General features: G+C 54.1%; 23 protein-coding genes. 6 read left to right on the top strand and 17 right to left on the bottom strand.

Annotation, left to right across the window (positions count from 1 at the left end; genetic code table 11):
- Positions 1-24: 24 nt before the first annotated feature.
- The 3 genes from J2T58_RS01535 to J2T58_RS01525 are packed head-to-tail and all read left to right on the top strand — an operon-like array spanning position 25 to position 2,255.
- Entirely contained in the window at positions 25-645 is a 621-nt protein-coding gene (locus J2T58_RS01535) for a hypothetical protein (RefSeq protein ID WP_253486876.1), read from the top strand.
- Positions 646-700: 55 nt separating this feature from the next.
- A complete protein-coding gene (locus J2T58_RS01530) occupies positions 701-1,705 on the top strand; it encodes a PAS domain-containing protein (RefSeq protein WP_253486929.1) in 1,005 nt (334 codons plus the stop codon).
- A 4-nt stretch (positions 1,706-1,709) separates the two neighbouring features.
- A complete protein-coding gene (locus tag J2T58_RS01525) occupies positions 1,710-2,255 on the top strand; it encodes a DUF7504 family protein (RefSeq protein WP_253486875.1) in 546 nt (181 codons plus the stop codon).
- A gap of 13 nt (positions 2,256-2,268) precedes the next feature.
- Here the strand turns inward: J2T58_RS01525 and J2T58_RS01520 are convergent, their stop codons facing one another.
- A complete protein-coding gene (locus J2T58_RS01520; RefSeq protein ID WP_253486874.1) occupies positions 2,269-3,486 on the bottom strand; it encodes a phosphoglycerate kinase in 1,218 nt (405 codons plus the stop codon).
- 82 nt (positions 3,487-3,568) lie between these two features.
- Between J2T58_RS01520 and J2T58_RS01515 the strand changes: the two genes are divergently transcribed.
- On the top strand, positions 3,569-4,279 hold the full coding sequence (locus tag J2T58_RS01515; protein WP_253486873.1) for a class I SAM-dependent methyltransferase: 711 nt from the start codon (positions 3,569-3,571) through the stop codon (positions 4,277-4,279).
- A 1-nt stretch (position 4,280) separates the two neighbouring features.
- On the opposite strand, the gene J2T58_RS01510 is transcribed toward J2T58_RS01515, so the two are convergent.
- The 13 genes from J2T58_RS01510 to J2T58_RS01450 form a co-directional block, all read right to left on the bottom strand.
- On the bottom strand, positions 4,281-4,910 hold the full coding sequence (locus J2T58_RS01510; RefSeq protein WP_253486872.1) for a V-type ATP synthase subunit D: 630 nt from the start codon (positions 4,908-4,910) through the stop codon (positions 4,281-4,283).
- A gap of 6 nt (positions 4,911-4,916) precedes the next feature.
- Positions 4,917-6,293, bottom strand: coding sequence for an ATP synthase subunit B (locus tag J2T58_RS01505; protein ID WP_253486871.1), 1,377 nt, complete (start codon positions 6,291-6,293; stop codon positions 4,917-4,919).
- Positions 6,290-8,038, bottom strand: coding sequence for an ATP synthase subunit A (locus tag J2T58_RS01500; RefSeq protein ID WP_253486870.1), 1,749 nt, complete (start codon positions 8,036-8,038; stop codon positions 6,290-6,292). The genes J2T58_RS01505 and J2T58_RS01500 overlap by 4 nt, the downstream gene beginning before the upstream one ends.
- Positions 8,029-8,331 carry a V-type ATP synthase subunit F gene (locus tag J2T58_RS01495; protein WP_253486927.1) on the bottom strand — a complete coding sequence of 101 codons (303 nt, stop codon included), beginning with the start codon at positions 8,329-8,331 and terminating at the stop codon, positions 8,029-8,031. The genes J2T58_RS01500 and J2T58_RS01495 overlap by 10 nt, the downstream gene beginning before the upstream one ends.
- Positions 8,331-9,389: a V-type ATP synthase subunit C gene (locus tag J2T58_RS01490; RefSeq protein ID WP_253486868.1), complete on the bottom strand. Its 1,059-nt coding sequence runs from the start codon at positions 9,387-9,389 to the stop codon at positions 8,331-8,333. Before J2T58_RS01490 ends, J2T58_RS01495 begins: the two co-directional genes overlap by 1 nt.
- 14 nt (positions 9,390-9,403) lie before the next feature.
- The gene (locus J2T58_RS01485; protein ID WP_253486866.1) at positions 9,404-9,982 is read right to left on the bottom strand and encodes a V-type ATP synthase subunit E family protein; all 579 of its coding nucleotides are present in this window, start codon (positions 9,980-9,982) and stop codon (positions 9,404-9,406) included.
- A gap of 12 nt (positions 9,983-9,994) precedes the next feature.
- The gene (locus J2T58_RS01480; protein ID WP_253486864.1) at positions 9,995-10,249 is read right to left on the bottom strand and encodes an ATP synthase subunit C-like protein; all 255 of its coding nucleotides are present in this window, start codon (positions 10,247-10,249) and stop codon (positions 9,995-9,997) included.
- Positions 10,250-10,252: 3 nt separating this feature from the next.
- Positions 10,253-12,226 (bottom strand): V-type ATP synthase subunit I, encoded by a 1,974-nt coding sequence (locus J2T58_RS01475; RefSeq protein WP_253486863.1) that lies wholly within the window; start codon positions 12,224-12,226, stop codon positions 10,253-10,255.
- Entirely contained in the window at positions 12,213-12,542 is a 330-nt protein-coding gene (locus J2T58_RS01470; RefSeq protein WP_253486862.1) for an ATPase, read from the bottom strand. The genes J2T58_RS01475 and J2T58_RS01470 overlap by 14 nt, the downstream gene beginning before the upstream one ends.
- Positions 12,543-12,588: 46 nt before the next feature.
- Positions 12,589-13,068, bottom strand: a complete 480-nt coding sequence (locus J2T58_RS01465) for an alpha/beta hydrolase (protein ID WP_253486861.1) — start codon at positions 13,066-13,068, stop codon at positions 12,589-12,591.
- The gene (locus J2T58_RS01460; RefSeq protein WP_253486860.1) at positions 13,065-13,220 is read right to left on the bottom strand and encodes a hydrogenase maturation nickel metallochaperone HypA; all 156 of its coding nucleotides are present in this window, start codon (positions 13,218-13,220) and stop codon (positions 13,065-13,067) included. Before J2T58_RS01460 ends, J2T58_RS01465 begins: the two co-directional genes overlap by 4 nt.
- A gap of 65 nt (positions 13,221-13,285) precedes the next feature.
- Entirely contained in the window at positions 13,286-15,220 is a 1,935-nt protein-coding gene (locus tag J2T58_RS01455; protein WP_253486859.1) for a type II secretion system F family protein, read from the bottom strand.
- Entirely contained in the window at positions 15,217-16,848 is a 1,632-nt protein-coding gene (locus J2T58_RS01450; protein WP_436262626.1) for a type II/IV secretion system ATPase subunit, read from the bottom strand. The genes J2T58_RS01455 and J2T58_RS01450 overlap by 4 nt, the downstream gene beginning before the upstream one ends.
- 477 nt (positions 16,849-17,325) lie before the next feature.
- On the opposite strand from J2T58_RS01450, the gene J2T58_RS01445 reads away from it, so the two are divergent.
- Together J2T58_RS01445 and J2T58_RS01440 are read left to right on the top strand one after the other, a co-directional pair.
- Positions 17,326-18,156 (top strand): RAD55 family ATPase, encoded by an 831-nt coding sequence (locus J2T58_RS01445; protein WP_253486856.1) that lies wholly within the window; start codon positions 17,326-17,328, stop codon positions 18,154-18,156.
- Positions 18,157-18,282: 126 nt separating this feature from the next.
- On the top strand, positions 18,283-18,936 hold the full coding sequence (locus tag J2T58_RS01440) for a KaiC domain-containing protein (protein ID WP_253486925.1): 654 nt from the start codon (positions 18,283-18,285) through the stop codon (positions 18,934-18,936).
- Here the strand turns inward: J2T58_RS01440 and J2T58_RS01435 are convergent.
- From J2T58_RS01435 to J2T58_RS01425, 3 genes are all read right to left on the bottom strand, one after another.
- Entirely contained in the window at positions 18,933-19,709 is a 777-nt protein-coding gene (locus J2T58_RS01435; RefSeq protein ID WP_253486854.1) for a 4Fe-4S binding protein, read from the bottom strand. The genes J2T58_RS01440 and J2T58_RS01435 overlap by 4 nt on opposite strands.
- Positions 19,710-19,794: 85 nt before the next feature.
- Positions 19,795-21,087, bottom strand: a complete 1,293-nt coding sequence (locus J2T58_RS01430; protein WP_253486852.1) for a TldD/PmbA family protein — start codon at positions 21,085-21,087, stop codon at positions 19,795-19,797.
- Entirely contained in the window at positions 21,080-22,417 is a 1,338-nt protein-coding gene (locus J2T58_RS01425; protein ID WP_253486850.1) for a TldD/PmbA family protein, read from the bottom strand. Before J2T58_RS01425 ends, J2T58_RS01430 begins: the two co-directional genes overlap by 8 nt.
- Positions 22,418-22,419 lie beyond the last annotated feature (2 nt).

Below are 22,419 nucleotides of genomic sequence, written 5' to 3'. Positions count from 1 at the left end.
CTTCCCGGGAAATACTCATCCCTGATGAGAATGAGGGGGAGTGATAATGCCGTATCGATGCTTTCTATCATTCTGCATCTTCTTCTGTTTGTGACGCTCATCACCATCACCGCCTATCTCGTTACCTATGATCCAGGTGAAGAGCCGAAGGGGCTGTATATACGTGCAGTCGAGGTCAGCCGTGGAACGGTGCATCTCGCCGGCGATCCCATCGGCTACTCCTCCGTTCCCCGTGAGGTGGAAGGTGTTCTGATACTCCCTTCTGTTCATGATACAGGGGCAGTTGGCGCGGTCAGGGTCTCCTTCTCGCCGGTCATCGGGGATATCTCACTTGATATCAATAAGATATCAGTCTCACTCTACCGGGGGGACGGTATAATCCGGCTCTCACCATCGCATCACCCTCCGCTCAATCCCGGCGAGTGGATGGTGATCAAGAGGAGAGAACCGTTCATCACCGGTGGACCAGCAGAGAGATCGGTCATCGGTCTTGGCGAAACCTTTGATCTCCTGATCGTCCTCCCTGAACCGCTTGCACCAGATGAGAGGATCCGACTCTTCGTCTCGCTCAGACCGGGGTCCGCCATCCGGATTGACCGGCCGATCCCGCACCGGGTGGTTGATACGACCCCTCTCCCACCCTGATGCATTTCAAAGCGTTTATCACCTTGAAATAGGTAGTAGATTGTAGTTGGTCAGGATGAGTGAGGGAAAAGAACCGAATATATCTGAATTTGATATCCTGAAGAGGACCTTTGATGCAATCGAGGACCCTATCTTTTATCTTGATACAGACGGGGTCATTCTTCATGCAAACAGTGCTTCAGGCAGGCTGCTTGGACTGCCTCCTGAAAAGATTATTGGTGAGCAGTGTTTCCGGGTGGTCCACCATACACCGACATTCATCCGGGGATGCCCGTTTGTCAAGGCAAAGCAGACGGGAAAGCGGGAGGTATATACCGTCAACCTTGCAAATCACTGGTACCAGGTCTCCGTCGATCCGGTGAAGGATGAGAGCGGGGCAGTCATCGGGGCCGTTCATATCCTCACCAACATCGATACGATAAAGAAGGTTCATGAACTCCGGGCAGTACTTGGTGCCATCATCGAGATGACCCCGGATGCGATCCTTGGAGAGAAGCCGGATGGAACGATCATCTCCTGGAACCGTGGTGCCGAGGAGACATTCGGGTACTCTGCAGACGAGATGATCGGAGAGAGTATCGCTAAGATCATCCCACCAGGTTATCTGGATGACTGGAAGGGGGTACTCATGCGTGTCCAGCGTGGTGAGCGGATTGAGCAGTTTGAGACCCGCCGGATCCGAAAAGACGGCGAAGAGCTCGAACTCTCCCTCTCCCTCTCCCCGATCCTTGATGAACGGGGGATTGTCACCGGCATCGCGGTCATCGGCAGGAACCTTACCGAGATCCGGAAGGCAGAGCGTGCACTCATCGCTTATGTGACCGAGGCGGCACTCCGGATTAAAAATCCGGTTGAGATCATTGCCCATACCCTTGAGGAGATTCGTCAGCTCCATCAGGCAGGTGCGATCACCGATGAGGAACTGCATACAACCCTTCTCATCCAGGTGAAGCATGCGATGAAGATCGTCGAGAATGTTGGTGATCTCCAGCAGTCCATCATCAGCGGGTTTGAGGAGATACCGGAATCGTACCGGCGGTTCCTGATGGATGAGGAGTGAAGGGATGGGTATTGCGGATACTGAAGGATCGTCGATATACCTCTATATCTCAGATCCCTCCAGGATGAAACGGATGAACCTGGATATTGTCAATGATCTGGTGAGGAAGAACACCTCCTGTATCATTGTCACAACGAATATCCCGTCATCGATCCTTGCAAATCTGTACAGAAAAGAAGGCATTGCGATGGAGAAGATCCATTTTATTGATGCGATAACGAAGTATTCGCTCGGTTCAGCACCGGCAGATCAGGGGAATACCACGTTTACCTCAAATCCCGGAAATCTCACAGAGCTTGGCATCGCCATAACTGAGGCCTTGAAGAACCGAAAAGAAGCGGATACAGCTCTGATATTTGATTCTGTCAGTACCCTTCTCATCTATCTCTCATCTCCGAATATCTCAAAATTCATCCATTTTCTCTCAAACAAGATCCGGCTCCTTGATCTCAGGGGGGTATATCTGAGTGCTGAGAAGGGGCTCGATCCCCTCCTCCTGACCCAGATCAGCTCGATCGTTGATGAGGTAGTGGAAACTCCAAAAGAATAATCTTTTCTTTGCCCTATCGCCCGAACTTTTCCCAGGAGGCCTCAAGTGCCGCAACTGCGGGAAGTTTCTTGCCGGTCAGAAACTCGATGCAGGCACCTCCCCCTGTTGAGAGGTGGGAGTATGCCGACTCAAGCCCCATCTTCTCGATGACCGCGGCAGTATGGCCTCCCCCGACGACGGAGAACTCGACACCGGCTGCCGCACGGACGAGTTCGTATGTCCCGATAGCAAAGTCAGGATCCTCAAAGACACCGGCTGGGCCGTTAAAGACGATGGTGCCTGAGGAGCGGATCACCCCGACCATGTTTCGTATCGATTCTGATCCAAGATCGAGGATCGGAGTGTCGTTTGGAATCTCGCTCACGGGGTACTCAGCCCTCTCTCCGCTCTCTCGTACTGCGACTGTTCCGGGGAGGATAACCTGATCCCCATACTCTGCCAGAATATCCCGGGCTTTTTGGATCTCCCCGGTATACCCGAGGCTCTCGATCAGGTGGCGTGAAGGCTCTCCAAGCTCTCTCCCTTCTGCAGCAAGGAAGATGTTTCCGACGACTCCAATAGCGAGGATCTGATCAGCGATCCCATTCCTGAGAACATGCTCAGCAACAGCGATGGAGTCATCCACCTTGGTCCCACCCAGGATAAAGGTGATCGGATGCGGGGCACCAGATGAGACCTTTGAGAGCATCGTTATCTCACGTTCCATCAGAAGGCCTGCGACCGTCTTCATCACCCGCGGTAATCCGACGACCGTCGGCTGTGAACGGTGCGCCGTTCCGAAGGCATCATTGACGAAGAGATCTCCCATCTCGGAGAGGCGCCGGACGAGATGGGTCTTTGCCGCATCCTCCGGTTTCATCGTCAGATTCTCCTCGGCATTGAACCTGACGTTCTCAAGCATAAGAATCTCCCCGGATCGCATCGTCCGGATCGCTTCATGTGCGGTCCGCCCGAAGATATCATCGACATAGGTGACAGGCCGGTGGATCAGGCGTTCAAGCTTCTCTGCATGTGATGCAAGCGTGGTAAAATCCTTCTTTCCAGGCCGGCTCTGATGTGTGACGATGACGACCTTTCCGTCTTCAAGTGCCCTGATCGTCGGGATATGCTCACGAAACCGCTTATCATCGAGGATCATTTCTGATGCGGGATCGATGGGAGAGTTGAAATCCACCCGCACAAGCACCGTCTTTCCCCTGATATCAACATCCTGCAATGTACCAAATGCCATAGAACTACCTGCCCGGCTCCTGCTATATCATATGAAGACCAAGACAATATTCATTTCGAATAAAGACCCAGGAATAATCATTATGGATTTTATCTTTACCTTTTTTGAAGAGCTCACGATGCTTGGGCCGGGAGATGACCAGGTAACCAGAGAGATCTTCGGCTCCCTTGACACCCCTGAATCTCCGGTGATCCTTGATGTCGGATCAGGGAAAGGGCGCCAGACACGAGTACTTGCAGCAGCAAAACCGGATAGCAGGATCATCGCAGCCGATATTCATCTGCCGTATTTGAGAGAATTGGTGAGGATGCGGGAGGTATCTCCTGTCTGCGGATCGATGGATAGTCTTCCCTGCAAAAAAAACTCGGTGGATCTGATCTGGTCTGAGGGGGCGATCTATACCATGGGTTTCTCCGCAGGCCTGACCGCCTGGAGACCTCTTCTGAAAGAGGGGGGACATCTCGTCGTATCTGAGATCTGCTGGCATCGATCTGATCCACCCGAAGGACTGCGAAGATTTTGGGAGGAAGACTGCCCGGGCATCGGTTCGGATGATGATCGGATACGGGATGCAGAAGCTGCGGGCTATTCTGTAATAGCCACACCACGGCTTTCGAGGAAGGCATGGGAAGAGTATTACACTCCCGTGATGGAACAGATTGAAGTCTGGAGAAAGAGGTTTGATGCACCTGAGATTCTGGACTTCCTCTCGGAGATGGAGAAGGAGATCAGGATATTTGAGGAATATGGTTCGTATTACGGTTATACGTTCTTTATCCTGAAAAAAGAGTAGATCAGGCCTGTGTCCGGGCCTTAATCTTCTTTAAGCGGAAGAGTTCTTCACGCTCCATCTCATCGAGACGCATCTTGATGAAGTCACGTGCCTCTGTCTGCTCGGGGATGACTTTGAACTCAAGAGCGTTGACACGCCGCTTGGTACGTTCAATCTCGTCGAGGAGCCTCTTCATCGTCGTCTCGATCTCGGCGTTATGGATGATCGTCTCGAGGAGATCCTCAAACGCATCCGCGGCCTCATCGATGACCGACGAGGTGCCGATGACACCGTATCCCCGCTCCATCGGGTTCTTCCTCACGCTTGAGGATTTGATGTCAGGGACGACGACTCCCATGATGTTCTTGCTTTTGAGCTCGATCTGTGGTACATCTCCAACAGAGAAGGCAGCAGCCTTCACACCGATGGCGCCTTCGACCGTATCTGCGATGGCGATCATCTCCTGTGCCCGTTCATATTTCCGGGCGAGTTCGTCACGGGTATCCTTTGCCTGTTCAAGGATCTTGAAGAACTCAAGGATCAGCCCGTCACGTTTCATCTTCAGGAGCTTATAGCCGCGCTCTGAGAGCTTGATCCTCCTCTTGAGAGCGATCAGTTCAGATCGGGTCGGCTTTACATCGCGGAGCGCCATGGCAGGTTACTCCTTCCGGTACTTGGGATGGTACTTCCTGATCAGATCACGGTCGATCCTGACAAGCTGCTCTTCCGGCAGTGTTGCAAGGAGCTCCCAGCCGACATCGAGGGTTCTCTGAATGGTCCGATCTTCACTGATGCCCTGGCGGACGAACTGGTTCTCAAAGTAGTCTGCCACTTCAAGGAAGAGCCGGTCACGCTCGGAGAGCGCATCCTTTCCGACGATTGCGACGAGACCACGAAGATCGTTTCCTTCCGCATATCCTGCGTAGAGCTGATCCGAGACCTTCTTATGGTCATCACGGGTCAGTCCTTCGCCGATACCGAGGTTCATCAGACGCGACAGCGATGGAAGAACATTGATCGGCGGGTAGATACCCTTCCTGTGAAGTTCACGGGAAACAACGATCTGCCCTTCGGTGATGTACCCGGTCAGATCAGGGATCGGATGGGTGATATCGTCACCCGGCATCGTCAGGATAGGAATCTGGGTGACAGAGCCTTTGACTCCCTTGATGATACCGGCACGCTCGTAGATGTTGGCGAGATCGGTATACATGTATCCCGGATATCCACGACGGCCCGGAACCTCTTCACGTGCCGCACCGATCTGACGGAGCGCCTCACAGTAGTTGGTCATGTCCGTGAGGATGACAAGAACATGGTATCCAAGCTCGTATGCGAGGTACTCTGCAGTGGTCAGTGCGAGACGTGGCGTAATGATACGCTCGACCGCCGGATCGTCTGCAAGGTTGAGGAAGACGACCGCACGCTCAAGAGCACCGGTCCGCTCGAAGTCCTCCATGAAGTGGTTGGCTTCCTCTTTTGTGATACCCATTGCAGCAAAGACGACAGCAAAAGATTCAGTTGAGCCTGGAACCTTTGCCTGACGTGCGATCTGCAGAGCAATATCATTGTGGGGAAGACCTGACCCCGAGAAGATTGGCAGTTTCTGTCCACGAACGAGGGTATTTGTCCCGTCGATTGTGGAGATACCTGTCTGGATGAAGTCCTTTGGATTTCCACGTGCATACGGGTTGATCGCAGCACCGGTGATATCGAGCCGTTTCTCAGGGACGATCTCTGGTCCGCCGTCGATGGGCTTGCCGCCTCCGGAGAGGATACGGCCGAGCATCTCACGACCGACCGGCATCTTGATCGATTCACCAAGGAACCTGATCCCCGAGTCCCTGCCGATACCGGCAGTCGTCTCAAAGACCTGCACGACGACGAGATCATCGCTTGTATCAAGGACCTGGCCACGCTTCATGGTGCCGTCTGCGAGCACGATGTTGACCAGTTCCTGGTATCCGACCGGCTCGGTCTTCTCGACAAAGACGAGAGGACCGGCGATCTTGGTCACTGTCTTATATTCCTTCATGCTCCTGCCCTCAGTGCGGTGAACTCAGACTCCATATCCTTATGGATCTGCTCAAGCATCGGCTTGTAGTCACGGGTGAACTTGGTCTGCGGGAGATCTGACTTCGCCTTGATGCTGATGATCTGCTGCGGAGCAACACCGGCAACCTGTGCAGCATATGCAAGCTCAGCATACACCTTGATGGCCTTCATGATATCAAACTGCTTCGTCATGTCACAGTAGGTATCGACATCATCGTAGGCATTCTGCTGGAGAAAGATCTCACGGAGCATCCGGGCAACCTCGATGGTGATCTGCTCAGATTCGGGGAGTGCGTCGGATCCGACGAGCTGAACGATCTCCTGCAGCTCTGACTCTTTCTGAAGGACTTCCATCGCCCATGAACGGAGCTTGTTCCATTCGGGGGAGATGTTCTCGTCATAGTAGTCATGGAGCTGGTCAAGGTACAGGGAGTACGAGTTTAACCAGTTGATCGCAGGGAAGTGACGCCGCTGGGAGAGCTTTGCATCCAGTGCCCAGAAGACCTTCACGATACGGAGTGTGTTCTGGGTAACCGGTTCGGAGAAGTCACCACCTGGCGGGGAGACTGCCCCGATGACGGTAACGGATCCTGCTCCGCCAGCGAGTGTCTCGACGAGACCTGCACGCTCATAGAACTCGGAGAGACGGGCTGCAAGATATGCAGGGTATCCCTCTTCACCGGGCATCTCTTCAAGACGGCTTGAGATTTCACGCATCGCTTCGGCCCACCGGGAGGTTGAGTCTGCCATCAGGGAGACGTCATAGCCCATGTCACGGAAGTACTCCGCGATGGTGATTCCGGTATAAACCGATGCTTCACGTGCAGCCACCGGCATGTTTGAGGTGTTGGCGATCAGGACGGTCCGCTCCATCAGGGGCTTTCCGGTCTTTGGGTCATCGAGGTGCGGGAACTCTGTAAGAACCTCGGTCATCTCGTTGCCACGCTCACCACAGCCGATATAGACGACTATCTCTGCATCGGACCATTTTGCAAGCTGCTGCTGGGTAACGGTCTTTCCTGAACCGAATGGTCCTGGAATAGCTGCCGTTCCGCCTTTTGCAATCGGGAAGAGACCATCAAGGATACGCTGCCCTGTGTTGAGGGGGATCTTTGGGTTCTTCTTCTCTGCGACCGGACGCGGCACACGGACCGGCCAGACCTGCATCATCGGGTACTGAGATCCATCCTCAAGGGTGATGACGGTCTCTTCGACTGTAAATGATCCCGGGCTGATCGACTTGACGACCCCGCCCTTTGCGTTGGGGGGGATCATGATCCGATGCATCTTGTTGGTCTCCTGGACCTCGCCGATGACCTGGCCTGGTTCGACACGGTCACCTGCCTTGACGACGGGTGTAAACTCCCACTTCTTCGATCTGTCCAGACCGGGGGCAGTCACACCACGCTCAATGAAGTTCCCCATCTTATCGACGAGGACCTCAAGAGGCCGCTGGATACCATCATAGATACTGGTCAGGAGCCCGGGCCCAAGCTCGACTGCGAGCGAGAGGCCCGTGTTGGTGACGGGTTCGCCCGGCTTGATACCGGAGGTGTCTTCATAGACCTGGATGATGATATTCTCACCATCAATCTTGATCACCTCACCCATCAGCTCCTCATTACCGACCTTGACGACATCATACATGTGTGCATCAAGGTTGATTGCGGTGACCACCGGCCCCGCAATCCTTTTGAGAATTCCTGATTGTTTCTTTACTTCCACAGATCAACACCCACTGATCGCTTTATCCGCTCTCTCAGGGAGAGACCACCTGTCTCGCCACCGATGGAGATGACGGTCGGTTTCACCGAGTTCTCAAGGGCAACCTGGAGCTTCCTCGGGACCTGTTCCATATCTGTACTCTGGAGGACGAGGATACCCACATTCGGATCCTCAAGGGTCCGTGTGATCGCCTCTGTGAGTTTCTCCGGGGTTTCAGCTGCGAGGGTCTTCTGAATACCTGCAAGCCGGAAGCCAAGGATAAACTCATCTTTTCCGATTACTGCGATCTCCATCATATCACCAGATAGTTCTCGATCCTCTCAGCCGGAAGGTTTGCCTGCTTGCCCCGTGCGAGTGCCCGAAGATTCGTCACTTCATACTTCTTCTTCTCAAGATAGACGAGAATAGGATGAATTGAGAATGGATTCCTCTTCGAGATGCGATCCATATACTCAAGCTGGGCACGAATCAGGGCATTTTCGACTTCGTGAATGGGTTTCTCCTCACGAAGCCCCTCCAGGACATCAACAAGTGCGGAGCTCTTTACTTTCTTCCTCAGAGCATCGACGAGCTCATCGAGACTCTCCACCTGTGAGAGCCTCTTCAACTCCTCCTCACCGAACGAGGCACCGGGAATGAAGACACCTTCCATCTCTTCCTGGGAGGTTACATGTCCTCTCAGCCGAAAGAGTGTCTTGATATTCCTGGTATCAATATCCAGCTGGATGGATCTGAGAAACTGATCTCCGCCCTTCAGTCCGCCGGATGCCTCATTAATGAGATCGGCATAGAATTGACGATAGAGTTCATTCTCAAGCCTTCCAAAGGATCCCTTCTCGATCGCGGCGGGCAGCTCACGTTCGATGACGGAGTAAAGGGGAAGCCCTTTGAGCATCTCGATTGCACGCTCGTTAGACTCTTCTGAGATCATACGATCCAGGAAGTTCACATCGAGCGACCCTGCCGGAACAACGACTTCCTTGATCTTCCCTGCTTTCATCCCCTGGTTCTTACCACGGATGATGGTGAGGACATTCTGGATGTCCCACCTGCGGAGATAGGATTTGGTGAACTGTTTCAGGATGCCAGGGGTGATCTCCAGAATCTTCTGGAACTCTTTTGCAAGATTCCAGGAGAGTGCCTCCTCGACGAGATCGATCCCGTCGAAGGATGCGGCAAGCTCATCGATCTCCCGTTTATACTCCATCTCCTCGATATGACGGGTGATCTGGGGAAGGCTCATGTTGAGCATCCGGAGGTATTCTTCTCGCGGGAGCAGTTTGGATTTACGGACACGCATTCGCGTGCAGACGTAGACATAGGGGGCTGTTCCGCCACTCACCACAGACATCAGCTCATCCCCCCCTACCCAAAGAGAATATCCGAGGCGTCTTTCAACCCGGATTCCCAGACTTCGTCAAGGAAGGTCTGATAGCTGAGATCTATGGTCAGCTGACCGTCTGCACTTTTGACAACGACGCCACCATCGATATCGATGACACCGCCAAACGAGTATCCGCTCAGAGTTTTCAGTTCGGAGAGGGCAGCCTCAGCTGCCTGCTGATCGCGGCTGTTGCAGTAGACACGCCCTTCCTTGATCTCCTTGACGATCGCCTTGAGGAGTTCGCGGACCGCCTTTGCATGGGCGGTCCCGGGAAGCTCTGATAGAGCGCTCTTCGTCTCGTTATAGACCTCATCGAGCATTCCTTTCTGCGCGTTGAGGACTTCACGCTTGACGAGGAGATTAGCGGCTGAGATCTCCTGTGCCATCATCTGGCCGATCTGCCGCTCCACCTCTGTCTCTGCATCCTGTTTGATCAACAATGCCTTCTCTGCTGCTGCCGCTATGATCCGCTGGGCCTCTTCATTGGCTTCATTCCGGATAGCAGTGGCTTCTTTCTGCCCTTTCTCCCTGATCTCTTCTGCGACAACTTCTAGTCCCATTGTCGGCTCCACTCAGAACAGGATCAGCAGTGAGACAACAAGACCGAAGATGACGATCGTTTCCGGAATAACCGTGAGCAGAAGTGCCATACCGAAGACATCCTTGTTCTCTGCGGTTGCACCAACAGCAGCTGCCCCGATAGTCATCTCAGCAAGACCCGCACCAATACCGGTGAGACCGACTGCGAGCGCTGCTCCTATTGCCTTCATTCCCATCTGCGATGCTTCGACCATTTCGACTGTTACCATTGCTGTTGCTACATCCATTTTTTAATCCTCCGTTAATCTCTTTTTCATTCCAAAGGGTTTGTACTTCTCTCCACCGCCTTTGTAGAATTTGGTGAAGAACTCAACATACTGCAACCTGAGAGACTGCAGACCTCCTCCAAGGAGACCAAGTGCCGTATTGAGAAGATGGCCTGTGAGAAGGACGGCAATTCCAAAGATCACGATAATAATCCCGACCGGTGTCAGCTGCGACAGCTGAGGCTCGATCAGCATCTCGATGGCGATAAAATTGACCACCATCGCAATTGCCACTGACGAAAGACCCACCGAGGTCAGACGTGTGTATGATAACGAGTGGCTGAGAATCGAGGGGATCTCGATAAGTTCAATAGGTGATTCGCGCATAATTGCGATTGCTCCGGCAACGACCAGGAATGCCCCGATGACGGCTGCAATATTGAAGCCCATCACGACAGGTGGGAGCCCGGTCAGATCCGGCATGAGCGGAATTGGAGCTATCGACCAGATGATCGCTAATACTCCCCACATCAGGGCTATCCAGCCCGCCTGACCCATGACATGGACCATATCACGGTGGCGGTAGTGGTTGACGACACTCATCATACGGCCAAGTGTCATCTGCAGAACACCAAGCCAGACCGCAAATACCAGGAGAATAATAATGTCCGCCTGATAGTACGCGTGCGTTCCGATCAGCAGGTGTCTGCTCAGAATCGGATCCCAGAGGTGGATATTCAGTGCACCGGGATGAGCTCCGAAACATTCGGCATAGATTATACCGAAGGTGATTGCGGATATGCTTGCGTTCCTGAGGACATTCAGGAGACGCTCCATAGCTTCGCCTTTCAGTATCTTCCGAAGACCCAGGGCGAGAACCAGAAGAATGGCACCGTACCCGATATCTCCGAGGATGATACCAAAGAAGAGCGGGAAGATGATCGATACGATGAGTGTCGGATCAAGTTCATCATATCGTGGTCGTGAATACGTGTCGATGATCAGTTCCGTCGGTCTGGAGAATGACGGGTTGTTATACTCGACAGGTGGTTCGCTATGCTCCCCCTCGCTCTCTTCAGCCTCCATCACAAGGATCCGGTCGCCGGTAGCCTGTGACAGCCCGGATTTGACGGTCTCTACATCTCCCGTCGGAACCCAGCCGTCAGCGATGAAGATGAGGTCGGTGGTTGCAAACCTGAGTGGTGCTTCTGCCTGTTCGACATCGGCACTCAGAACCTCGTCACATGCTGCGAGGAACTGTCCGTTCTCGGATCTGAGTCCTTCAAGTTTCCGATCGATATCCGCAATCTCTGCGTGTAAGGTAGAGATCTCTGACCTGTACTGGTCGATCTTCTGCCGGACGGAACCATCCTCCGTCGGAATCGGAACCTGCTGGAAATCTGCGTTCCCCAGAGCTTCTTCAACAGCACTCCGGCTCTCGTTTTTAAAGAAGATTACCATTGTGCCGCCACTCCTGGCGGGGGTGAAGAACTTCTCATGGGGAACAGGAATCTCGATATCCCTGGAGACCCGTCCTGCAATGACAGATATAGAATCATATCCGCTATATAAGCCAAGTTCCAGTGGAATCGCCGAGAATGGTTCTAACTCTGCGATACGCTGTTCATTTACCCTGATACGCGCTTCGGCCGATGATCTCTGTGCCGTGAGATTGCTGACCTTTTCTTCAAGTTTTGGGAGGTCACGCTCAATAATCTCTCTGATCGAGGCCGCAGGACGTCTCGGGGCGCCGATATAATCGTCAGGTGTCAGTCCGAAGGTGTTTTCGATGGACCGGATCTTGATGAGATCGGTAGAGAGCTCGGTTGCTCCTGCCATCGGTTGCCCGATACGGACTCCTTCAAATCCTTCCTTCCCCTGATCGGTATAATCGGTGATGTGAAATACGTGATGACGATATAGTTCAGTCACAGCCGACGACATCTGCTCCTTTGATCCAACAATGAGCAGACGCGTCATCGTCTTAGGCTGTAACATGGACTCTCTCCTTGAATCTCTCGGTGAGCAAAGAAACAGCTTCCTTCTGCCGCTTGTTACCCTTTGATCTGAGTGATTCGGCTTGCTTTCTGCCTTCTTCAAGGATCACGGAATGCTTCTTTGCAGCTTCACTTCGTGCATCTGCGAGACGCTTCTTCTTGTACTCCTCGGCGACGGCTGCCGCCTTGGTAATCTGATTATCCGCTTCAAGTCTGGCATTTGCAATAATCTGCTCACGCTCAGCCGATGCTTTCTCGATCATCAGACGGTACTCTTCTTCGGTCTTTTTGATGCTCTTCAGAACCTCAGTTTTCATCCAACCCTCCTCTCACGGCAACAGAATAATTGGTTAATAGAAGCTCTTATAATTGTTGTTCTGTATCCAGAGGCTCATTGGGGAGATAGTCCCATGATCTCACCCCGGAAAGGTTTTCAACAAAAATAACGCCATCTCTGCCTGATAGTACTCCTCCTGAGAGATCTTCGCCTGAACAGAGGAGATGCTGCTCCGGGTGTGTCCCCCTGACGATCCCGCAGGAGAGGTGAATCTCCGGGCCTGCGGAAACAAGGTATCTGAGCCTTCTGGATCCGGGATGCTCTTTTGGGAGGACAAGAAGCGGCTGATCATAGAGCCGTACGAGATCGAGGAGATACAGTGCCGGCCGTACCATCCCCCCCTCAGGTGCAGAGACGGCGATGATATCATCAGGCATGATACCCTGGACATACTCGTCATCGAAGGTATCGATGATGAGGGGGAACCGCTTCCCTGCCCGGGCAACGATAAGAAAAGAAGTATGTCCTCTGATGAGGACCGCACGATCACCTGGTGTCAGGATCATGCTTCAGTGAGATTTTCAGACTGGCAGGTCGGGCAGATGGGATGTTTTCCAACTGCTTTGAAGGTTGCATTGCAGTCACGGCAGCGGTAATCCTTTCCTTTCACCCGGTCCTCTTCCATCTCCACATCGTGGGCTCCACCAACAGTACACATAGTTCAATCACCTAGGTTTCTTTTCCCGCAGAGATGTAATAAGGGTATCGCAGAATAAAATGCGGTTAAAAGATCGCAAAGATCACAAAGGCCGCAAGGACCATGATGCAGGAGTGCTTGACACCTGCAGCAAGCGTTGATTCGCCCATCAGCCCTGCAAGGAGTCCTGAGCAGATCGCCTGGATAACAACGGCATGGTAGAAGAGCCGGCCGTAGGTGAGTGCTGATATCGCACCGACCGCCGAGAAGGCCGTCCCGGCAGGTGCACTATCGGTATCTGCCATCTCAATGACCGGAAGGAACTGGGTCCCGATGACCATCACGACGAAGATAAAGACGAAGAAGGCGAGGTAGACGACGGCGGTATAGAGGAACATCTCCCCTCCCCGCTCTCTCTTGAGGGTCTCACTCATCTCGGCATCACTTGCGGCGATGTTGAGGACCTGCCCGATCTCCCCACTCATCGCGCTTGCACGGGTGATGAGGGTGACTGTCCGGGAGATGGACGGTGTGGAGAGGCGTTCCTCAAACCTGACAAGGGCATCCTCCACATTGGCACCCCATTCGAGATCCCGCTTGATCTTTTTGATCTCATAGCTGAGGAGGCCGAGGTTCGTCCTGACGAGGATCGAGAGTGCCTTTGCGATGGTGAGGCCGACCTCGTTGATTCCGGCCAGCCGCTGGAGAAAGTCGGGGAGTGACGATTCGATCTCATTGATCCGCCTGCTCCATATGGTATGTGCGACTGCATACGGGCCGAAGATGATGAGGAACGTGGCGATGACATAATCGTCCAGCACCCTGATGAAGAGCTCGGTATTGCCGTAATCGGGGATCTGGAGATACCAGAAGGTGAGATAGATGAGCCCAATCGGAACACTGAAATAGAAGACACGCCGGGGGAGTACAAGGAAATAATGGAGGGGATCTGAGAAGAACTCACGAATCCGTGTCATCCTGTCATACTTCTTCAGCCTCTCGATCAGCCCTTCCTCATACTCCTTCTTCTCATCACTCACCCGGACATCCGGGTACTCATGCAGCTCCTGGATGATCGAATAGCGCTGCACCTTATCGGGCTGGGAGGTGATCATATCGATGAAGACGATGAAGATCGCTGTCCCGATGGGGATCAGCGCATATATGACGATGTTGAGCTGCATCAGCGCCCCGGGCCCCATCATCCCCATAACGACCATGACGATGATCAGGAAGAGTGGTCCGGCAACGAAGAGGGTGACGTATCCTTCTGCCACGAGGGAGAGGGTGCTTAAAAACTGCTTCTGTTCAAACCGTGCTTCATCCTGGTAAAGATTTACCTTCGCCTGGAGAAACCCTGTCATATTTCCCCCGCTCTCGATGACCGAGAGGAGATCCTGGATGAAGTCCTTCATCTTTGCCGATGGTGTGGAGATCTGAAGCTCACGGAGTGCAGAGATGATATCATGGCCAAAAAAGTCACAGTCCCTGACCACCTGACGGAACTCCAGCGAGACCTCCCCATAGACATGAGCGTTCTCAGAGAGTGAACGGAAGATCTCGATCAGTTCTGCCCCTCCCCTCCTCATCGCATACATATAGGCGACGGCATTGTGGAGTGTCAGGTTGATCCGTGTTGCACGGTTGGACTTGACAAGGGCCGGAAATGCAAGTGCAGTCCGGAAGGCGGCATAGGAGGAGATGCAGAATATGATAACCGATGCGATGCTCCGGAAGAGGAGGTTTTCCATTGGCAGGTCTGCAAGGAATGGCACTCTCAGGAGGTTCTGGCGGGAGAACTCATAGGCAGCCTGTGATATGGTGATCGGTTCAAAGATGCCGGCGAGGGTGAAGAAGAGAATACCAAAGAAGCCTCCGGTGAGGAGTCCCACAAGGATGGCCTGGAAGAAGAACCGCTCAACCGTGATACCCATCCGTGCGGAGAGGATATCATTTCTGATCTGCTGAAACCGGAGAGGGTGGCGACGGGCAAACCGGCGCACCCGTTCATACAACATCATGAGAGGACCTGCTTGAGATCACCAATCTCGGCGAGGATCAGATCGGGGGTGATCGCAAATATTGAGAAGATCTCCGAGACCGATTTGAAGTCAGTTATCCCCTGCTCATGCATCGCGGTGATCACCTGCCTTCTCCGTTCCACCTCGGCAGAGAGTTCTTCCCTGCTCCATCCCCTGTTTGCGGCGATGGCGGAGTAAACATGCGATCTTTGGGAATATTTCATCTGATCAGAGACGGGATCGTACTCAAAGACGTTGTTGAGGAGGACATTCCCTGAATTTGGTTCAATCCCTGTGATCTCAACGATCTCCTGACATCTCCTGACCCGTTCGGTTCCCCGGAAGATGAGTGCCTGGACCGAGATGATGTTCAATGCCTGGAGCATGTTTCGTGGAACATTCAGGGGCTCGGATTCGAGACGGTGAATCGTTGCATCGACACCGCCTGCATGCATCGTCGAGTAGGTGGTGTGGCCGGTATTCATCGCCTGGAAGAGGGTCTGCGCCTCAGGTCCCCGGACCTCGCCAACGATGATATATTCCGGCCGCTGCCGCATCGCCGCCTTGAGGAGGTCGAACATATTGATGCTTCTGCTCCCCTCGGATGAGACCGATTCGCGAGTGACGCTTGCGATCCAGTTCTCCCGGTAAAGCATAATCTCACGGGTATCCTCGATCGAGACGACCTTTGCAAGCGGCGGGATGAAGAGAGACATCGCATTCAATGACGAGGTCTTCCCGGATGCGGTTCCTCCGATATACAGGAGGCTCTTGTTGTTCTCGATGGCAAGCCAGAAGTAGACGAGCTGATCGACGGTGAAGGTGCCCCTCTCCATCAGTTCGACCGGGGTGAACGGCTCGGGTCTGAACTTCCTGATGGTGAATGAGGAGCCCCGGCTCGTCACCTCGGTCCCAAGTGTCAGCTGGAGGCGGGAGCCGTCCGGGAGGGTCGCATCGAGGATCGGGTTTCCGATTGAGATGTGCTTGCCTGAGCGCTGGGCGAGGGTGATTGCGAGTGAATTCAACTGCCGTTCCGGAAACATGATATTTGTTCTGATGTTCCGGTGGGTACGATGGTAGAGGAAGAGCGGGATATCATGACCGTCACAGGAGATATCCTCGATATCGAGATCCTTCATCAGGGGCTCAATCCGTGACCAGCCAAGGAAGTTCCTCTTCAGATAGTACCGTATCCTGTACATCGTCTCCGGTTCAAGGGTCAGGCCATACTGGTGAAGGAGTTCCTCGGTCTTTCTGAAGAGGATGATGGAGGGATTTTCACGGATCTCCACATCTGTCAGGATGAGGATGTCACGGAGATCCTCATAAAGCCGTTCGAGCAGCTCATATTCATATGGAGTCAGGACCGGCTCGAAGAGATGGTACTCTTTCAGCCTCGTCTCCCTGTTGTAGGTGATTGAGACGAGGGAGAGTCCGGGCTCTATCCAGTAGGTATCAACCTCCTCCTCATTCTCCTTCAGAACGGCAGATACAAGTGGCCCGACGGTCTCATATGAATATTCGGGAACCGAGAGCGTCTCCCTTTCCCGTCTGAAGATCCCAAGGAGTGATCGCCTCTGTGGACCTTCGGAACGCGGGGGGGCGGCATCAACCGGATCGGCGCGCATTAAGGTGATCCCCTTCTCTTCCCTGCCCGCATAATCATCGGGAGTGAGCATCTCGTCTCCAACGGCTTCTTCGGATGGAGGAGCCGGATCAGGGATTGGTGCCTCTCCCTGATCGTGACTCTTTGGAAGGATCATGACCTCTTCGAGGGGTGGAATCTGCTGGAGGGGATCATGAACGATCCGCTCATCCTCCTGGTCTGCTGGTTCAGGCTGGCTTCCCTCCTCTCTTCTCCAACGTAAAAAAGAGAAGAAACCCTTCTTCCGTGGTGAAGGGCCATGCCTCTCCCCAAAGTGATCACTCTCCGGTTTCGGGAGATCGCGATCATGCTGTTTCTCTTCATCGAAAGGCACCACTATTACCCCATTGAGCGGCCGGTCTCCGCTATCACAGGTATGCTTATCTCACAAAGGGATATACCTTATCCTTAGAATATGTGGAGCCCATGAACTGTGGGTTATCTGGTGAGGAATAATTATATGTTTGAAGATACAGTTAGCCGGATGCCGACCGGGATCGCCTCTCTTGACCCGGTATTAAACGGAGGCGTGATACCGGGGTCACTCGTCCTCCTCCTCTCTGATATTGGTGCTGGAAGTGCCGAATTTGCCTACACCTCACTCATCACCCATTCCAGGATGGGGAGCACCCCGTCTTCCGGATATGCCGTTCCCGAGGAGATCCGTTATATCAGTATCACCCGGACGAAAGAGGATATCATCAGGGAGATCACCAGCTCGTTTAAGCGTGATATCACAACCGGGATCACCGACCGGGTTCTCTTCTCCGATCTCTCAGGCGGATATTTTGACAGAAGTATCGTCCCCGCAACCTGGTACGACAGTCAGGAGGGCATTGTTGCACGGATGCAGCGGAGGAAGGCAGAGACTGACAGCCTCTTATCTGATCTCATCGCCGAACTCGGTGCAGGGAAGAAGAACAGCCTTGTCGTCATCGACTCCCTCACCGATCTTGCGGGTCTCCATAACGAGCCGGTCCGGTGGAAGAACCTGGTCGCATTTCTTCATGGTCTCCAGAGGGTTGCAAAGGCATGGAATACAACGATCTTCCTTCATCTTGCACGTGGTATCGTTGATCCCTCCCGGGAGCTTGAGATCTGTGATGCCGCCGATGCCGTCATCCTCTTCCAGTGGGAGGAGAGCTCGGCACAGCGGCGGCAGAGAATTATGTATTTTTTGAAGTTCCGTGGAGTGATGCCGTATCTTGAAGAGCGGGATCTTGTGAAATTTGCGGTAAAAATCAGCGATGCCACCGGTTTTGAGGTGGCGAATATCAGGATGGTGATCTGAGTGGATGATGATTTCTCGGCATTGATGGATGAGCCGGTACACGAGGTGGCAAAGAGCCGCTCCCCCGGGCAGGCCGCCGGAAGAGGTGAAAAGAGGATAAAGATCGGGATAGAGGGTCTCGATGAGATGCTTGGCGGCGGCCTGATTCATCACTCGGTGTCAGCACTTATCGGGACCTATGGTACAGGGAAGACCACCTTTGCGATCAGCTTCATCTTTGAAGGGCTTGCAAAGGGGGAGACCTGTGTCTTCATCAGTCTTGATGAACGGGCAGAGATGATCGTTGAGAGTATCAGGCGGCGGGGCTACGATATCGATACCTACCTGGATAAGACCTTCTTCCTGATAAAACTGGATCCAACCGATTTCACGCTTGCCATCAACAGCATTAAAAATGATATCCCTGCCCTTATCAGGGAGACGAAGGCATCACGGGTCGTCATCGATCCAATCTCCCTCTTTGAGGGTCTCCTCCCGGATGAGGCGACCCGGCGGCTTGAGATGTTCAGGTTCGTTGAGATGATGCGTGATGAGAACTGCACCCTGGTGCTGACGAGCGAGACCGATACACAGATCCCCTATGCAAGTAAGTACGGGCTGGTTGAGTACCTCGTCGACTGCGTCGTCCTGCTCCGGTATGTCCGGGCGAGCGATCTCTCCGGAACCCATCTCGCGGTTGAGGTGGTGAAGATGCGGCGGTCCCAGCACTCACGGGAGATCAAGCCGTATGAGATCCAGCCAGACGATGTTGTCGTCTACTCTGAGGCGAGCGTCTTTTAAAGGGATCCGTGCCGCCTGATATGCTCCCAGGCTCTCTGCAGGGTGGGATCTCCCCCCTCTTTCCTATAGATTCCTGTATCCTCCCTCCCGTACAGGATACGGTCTGATCCGATCGGGCAGACCTTGATACAGATGCCGCAGGGCGAGATGGCCTTCCGGCTCAGTGCGGCGCTGTATTTTGCACATGCCTCTTTATTGGTCTTTCCCTCCGGATACCCTTCCGGACTGACGGCCCTGACAGGGCAGTATGTGACACATTCCATGCACCGGGTGCAGAGGTCATCAGCCCGGATGGGATCCGGCTCGATGACTGCGGTTGTCAGGACTGATCCGAACCTGACGCGTGGTCCATATTCTGGTGTGAGGAGCATATTATTCAGCCCGAATGTCCCAAGGCCGGCGAGGTATGCGGCATGGCGGTGTGAGAAGAAGGCGACCGGATTTTTGATCAACGCCTCAATTCCCGCGTATCCGTCCCGTGGGATCGAGACGGAGGGGAGTCCGGCCTGATTGAGCCGTTCTGCTATCCGGTAGGTGTACTGGTCAAGGAGGGCGTTGACGGTTCTGTACATCTCCCGGTACTGGATTGATGGGGACGATTCGATGGATGGGAGATGGATGGGGAGGCCGATGACGATGACGGATCTGCATCCCGGGTAGATCGAATCCGGATGGTACTCCTCCAAAACTTCTCCCTTCCATCGTGCTGCATCCGCCACCCCGATGAGGGGAATCTCATGATCTATACACCAGCGTTGCAGAACCTTCTTCATGATGCCACCTGTGGGGTGTTTCTTCGATGGAAGAGGGGATAAGGATTGTTCACCAGATAAAAAAGTGGCAGGGATGCCTGTCTGTCTACCCGACAAGACGCATATCCGATACCCGGACAGGAGGGACGATGACTGATCCAACCCGGCGTGGGGTCTCCCCCATCCCGATGATCTTTCCGAGCATCTCAAAGATATTCCCGGCGAGCATCGCTTTTCTGATGGGATCACCCTTGACTCCGTCTTCCATGAAAAAGGAGTTCTGCACTTCGACCGAGAAGTCTCCGGTGAGCGGGTTGGCGGTATGGGCGCCGATGACATCGTGGATATAGATGCAGGTCCCCTCGCCGGGCTCAGCCATCCGCTCGGCATCAAAGACCATATTATGAACCCCTATTCCGACTCCGCCGCCGGGCCCGCCATGGGCTGCGTTTCCGGTGCTCTTCGTCCCAAACCGGTATGCGGTCTTGAGATCATAGAGATAGGAGGTGAGAATACCGTCTTTTATGAGTTCCATCCGGGATGTGGGGACGCCTTCCGCATCGAACCGGGTACTTCCAAGCCCCCGCTGGTAGAAAGGATCGTCGGTGACGGTCAGATCCTCGGATGCGATCACCTCTCCGAGCTTCCCGGCGAGGAAGGATCGGCCCATATGGACATTTCGTCCGTTCAGTGCCGACTGGAGGAGCGACGCGGCGAGGCTTGCAAATGCCATCGGCGAGAAGAGGAGATCATAGGTTCCGGTATCGATGGGAAGGCCGTTTCTCGAGCCGGTTGCCAGTTCGGCAGCGGTCCGGCCGATTGCCTGGGGATCGATATCCATGAATGCGGATCTGTCATACTCAAACCCGGTGGACTGATCCGCAATCGCCTCAAGGGATGCGGAGACCGAGCTGTGCTCCTCATGGTATCGGATACCGGCAGAGTTTGCGAGGAGGACCGTACTGAGTGAAAAACCTGCCCCCCCACCGACGACGTCTGCGTCGGGATACTCTTCTGCGCCCTGGAGAAGCTCGTTACAGGTGGAGAGGGCGAGATCAGGGTCGAGCCTGACCGAGGGATCGAATGACAGTGGTTCGCCGGAGAGTGGGACCGGTCCGGGAAGGCCTCCCCATGGGACTGCTTCTGCCAGGCGGGCGCTTGCTATCGCCTGATCGAGGCAGGAACGCCATGTCCCGGGGCTGTTTGTACTCGAGGATCCGATCCTTCCGCCATCAATGACCCTGATGACGAGGCCGGTGCCATATGACTCTCCTGCATGAGCCGGGACGGTCTTCTTCAACTCAATCGAGACGCTCTCACTCCTGATGCAGGCGACCTCAACTTCATCGACGATACCCATCCCGTATTCGATGATCTCATCTTCAATACCTTCAAACATCGCCGCTTCCTCCGATGATCGCTTCTTCAAGGAGAAGATGGGGCGATCCGTCCGATACAGGGACGCTCTGTCCCCCCTTTCCACAATACCCCGGATGCATACGGAGATCATTTCCACAGAGGGTTATGGAATGGAGTGTCTGGAGAATCTCTCCTGAGAGTGAGACGTCTTTGACCATCTCCTTCAGCTCGCCCCCTTCGATGAGATATCCGTACTCGGCATTGAACTGGAAGACGCCACGGCCGGGATCGACCTGGCCGCCACGGGAGCCCGCGAGGAGGATGCCATCCCGGCATTCCTCGATGATCTCATCGTAGCTGGCATCCCCTTCTGCAATATAGGTGTTGCTCATCCGGACGATCGGGACATTTCCGGGCATCGCCCGTGCATGGCCGGCATCCCCGGATCCGACTGCTGCAAGGGTCTCCCGTGAGTGGAGGTACCGTTTCAGGATACCATCCTCGATGATAACCGTTCGAATCCCCCCGATCCCTTCAGCATCGACCGGCTCAAATCCAAATGACCTGAAGGTCGGATCATCGATGATCGTGACGACCGGGCTCCCTATTGCCTCACCGATCTGATTTTTAAGGACCGATGCTCCTTCCTTGACGAGATCCCCCTCGCTTGCATGGCCGACCGCCTCATGGGCAAAGACACCGCCAAGCTCGGGATCAAGGACTGCCCGCATCCGTCCTCCTTTCGGCTTCTTTGCATCAAGGAGTGCGACGGCACGGTTTCCGGCCTTCTCTCCCTCCGATCCCCTGTGCCTGATGTTGAGCCCGTCAATCGTATGATCGCGGACATACCCCATCTCCATCATGCCGTTGCGTCTGGCGACAGCCATTGCGGAGAAGCCTGATCTGCAGATGGTATGTGAGGTCTCATATCCCGTCGAGTCGAGGAAGAAGACCGTCTCGCTCCGTTCGGTATAGGTTCCACGGGTGCTGGTGACGCCAGGAACGGAGGCTGCCTGTGTAATCTCCATCAGGAGTGCCGCCTTCTCCTCGAGGGGAACTTCACGTGGATCCTCCTTCATCGACGGAACAGGAAGGATCGTCCGGTTCTCTGCCTCGGCAAGGACGACATCCTCCCGGGTGACGACTGCGGCTTTCTCTGCCCTGCTCAGATATGCAGAGAGCGAGGTCCTGTCGTCAGGGTCGAAGGGGGCGACGGTCACGATCCCCCACCCTTTCGGGCCGAGGGCACGGATGACCGCCTTTGAGAAGAACGAGACGCCTGCCGCCTCAATCTCTCCGTTATCGATATCTATTCCTGTATGCTCTCCGCTGACATATCGGAGATCCCAGTACCTGAGGTTTGTATCCATTG

The sequence above is a fragment of the Methanocalculus alkaliphilus genome, assembly GCF_024170505.1.
Lineage (GTDB): Archaea > Halobacteriota > Methanomicrobia > Methanomicrobiales > Methanocorpusculaceae > Methanocalculus > Methanocalculus alkaliphilus.
Note: the sequence above shows the minus strand (reverse complement) of the source record. Positions and strands in the feature narration are given on the sequence as shown.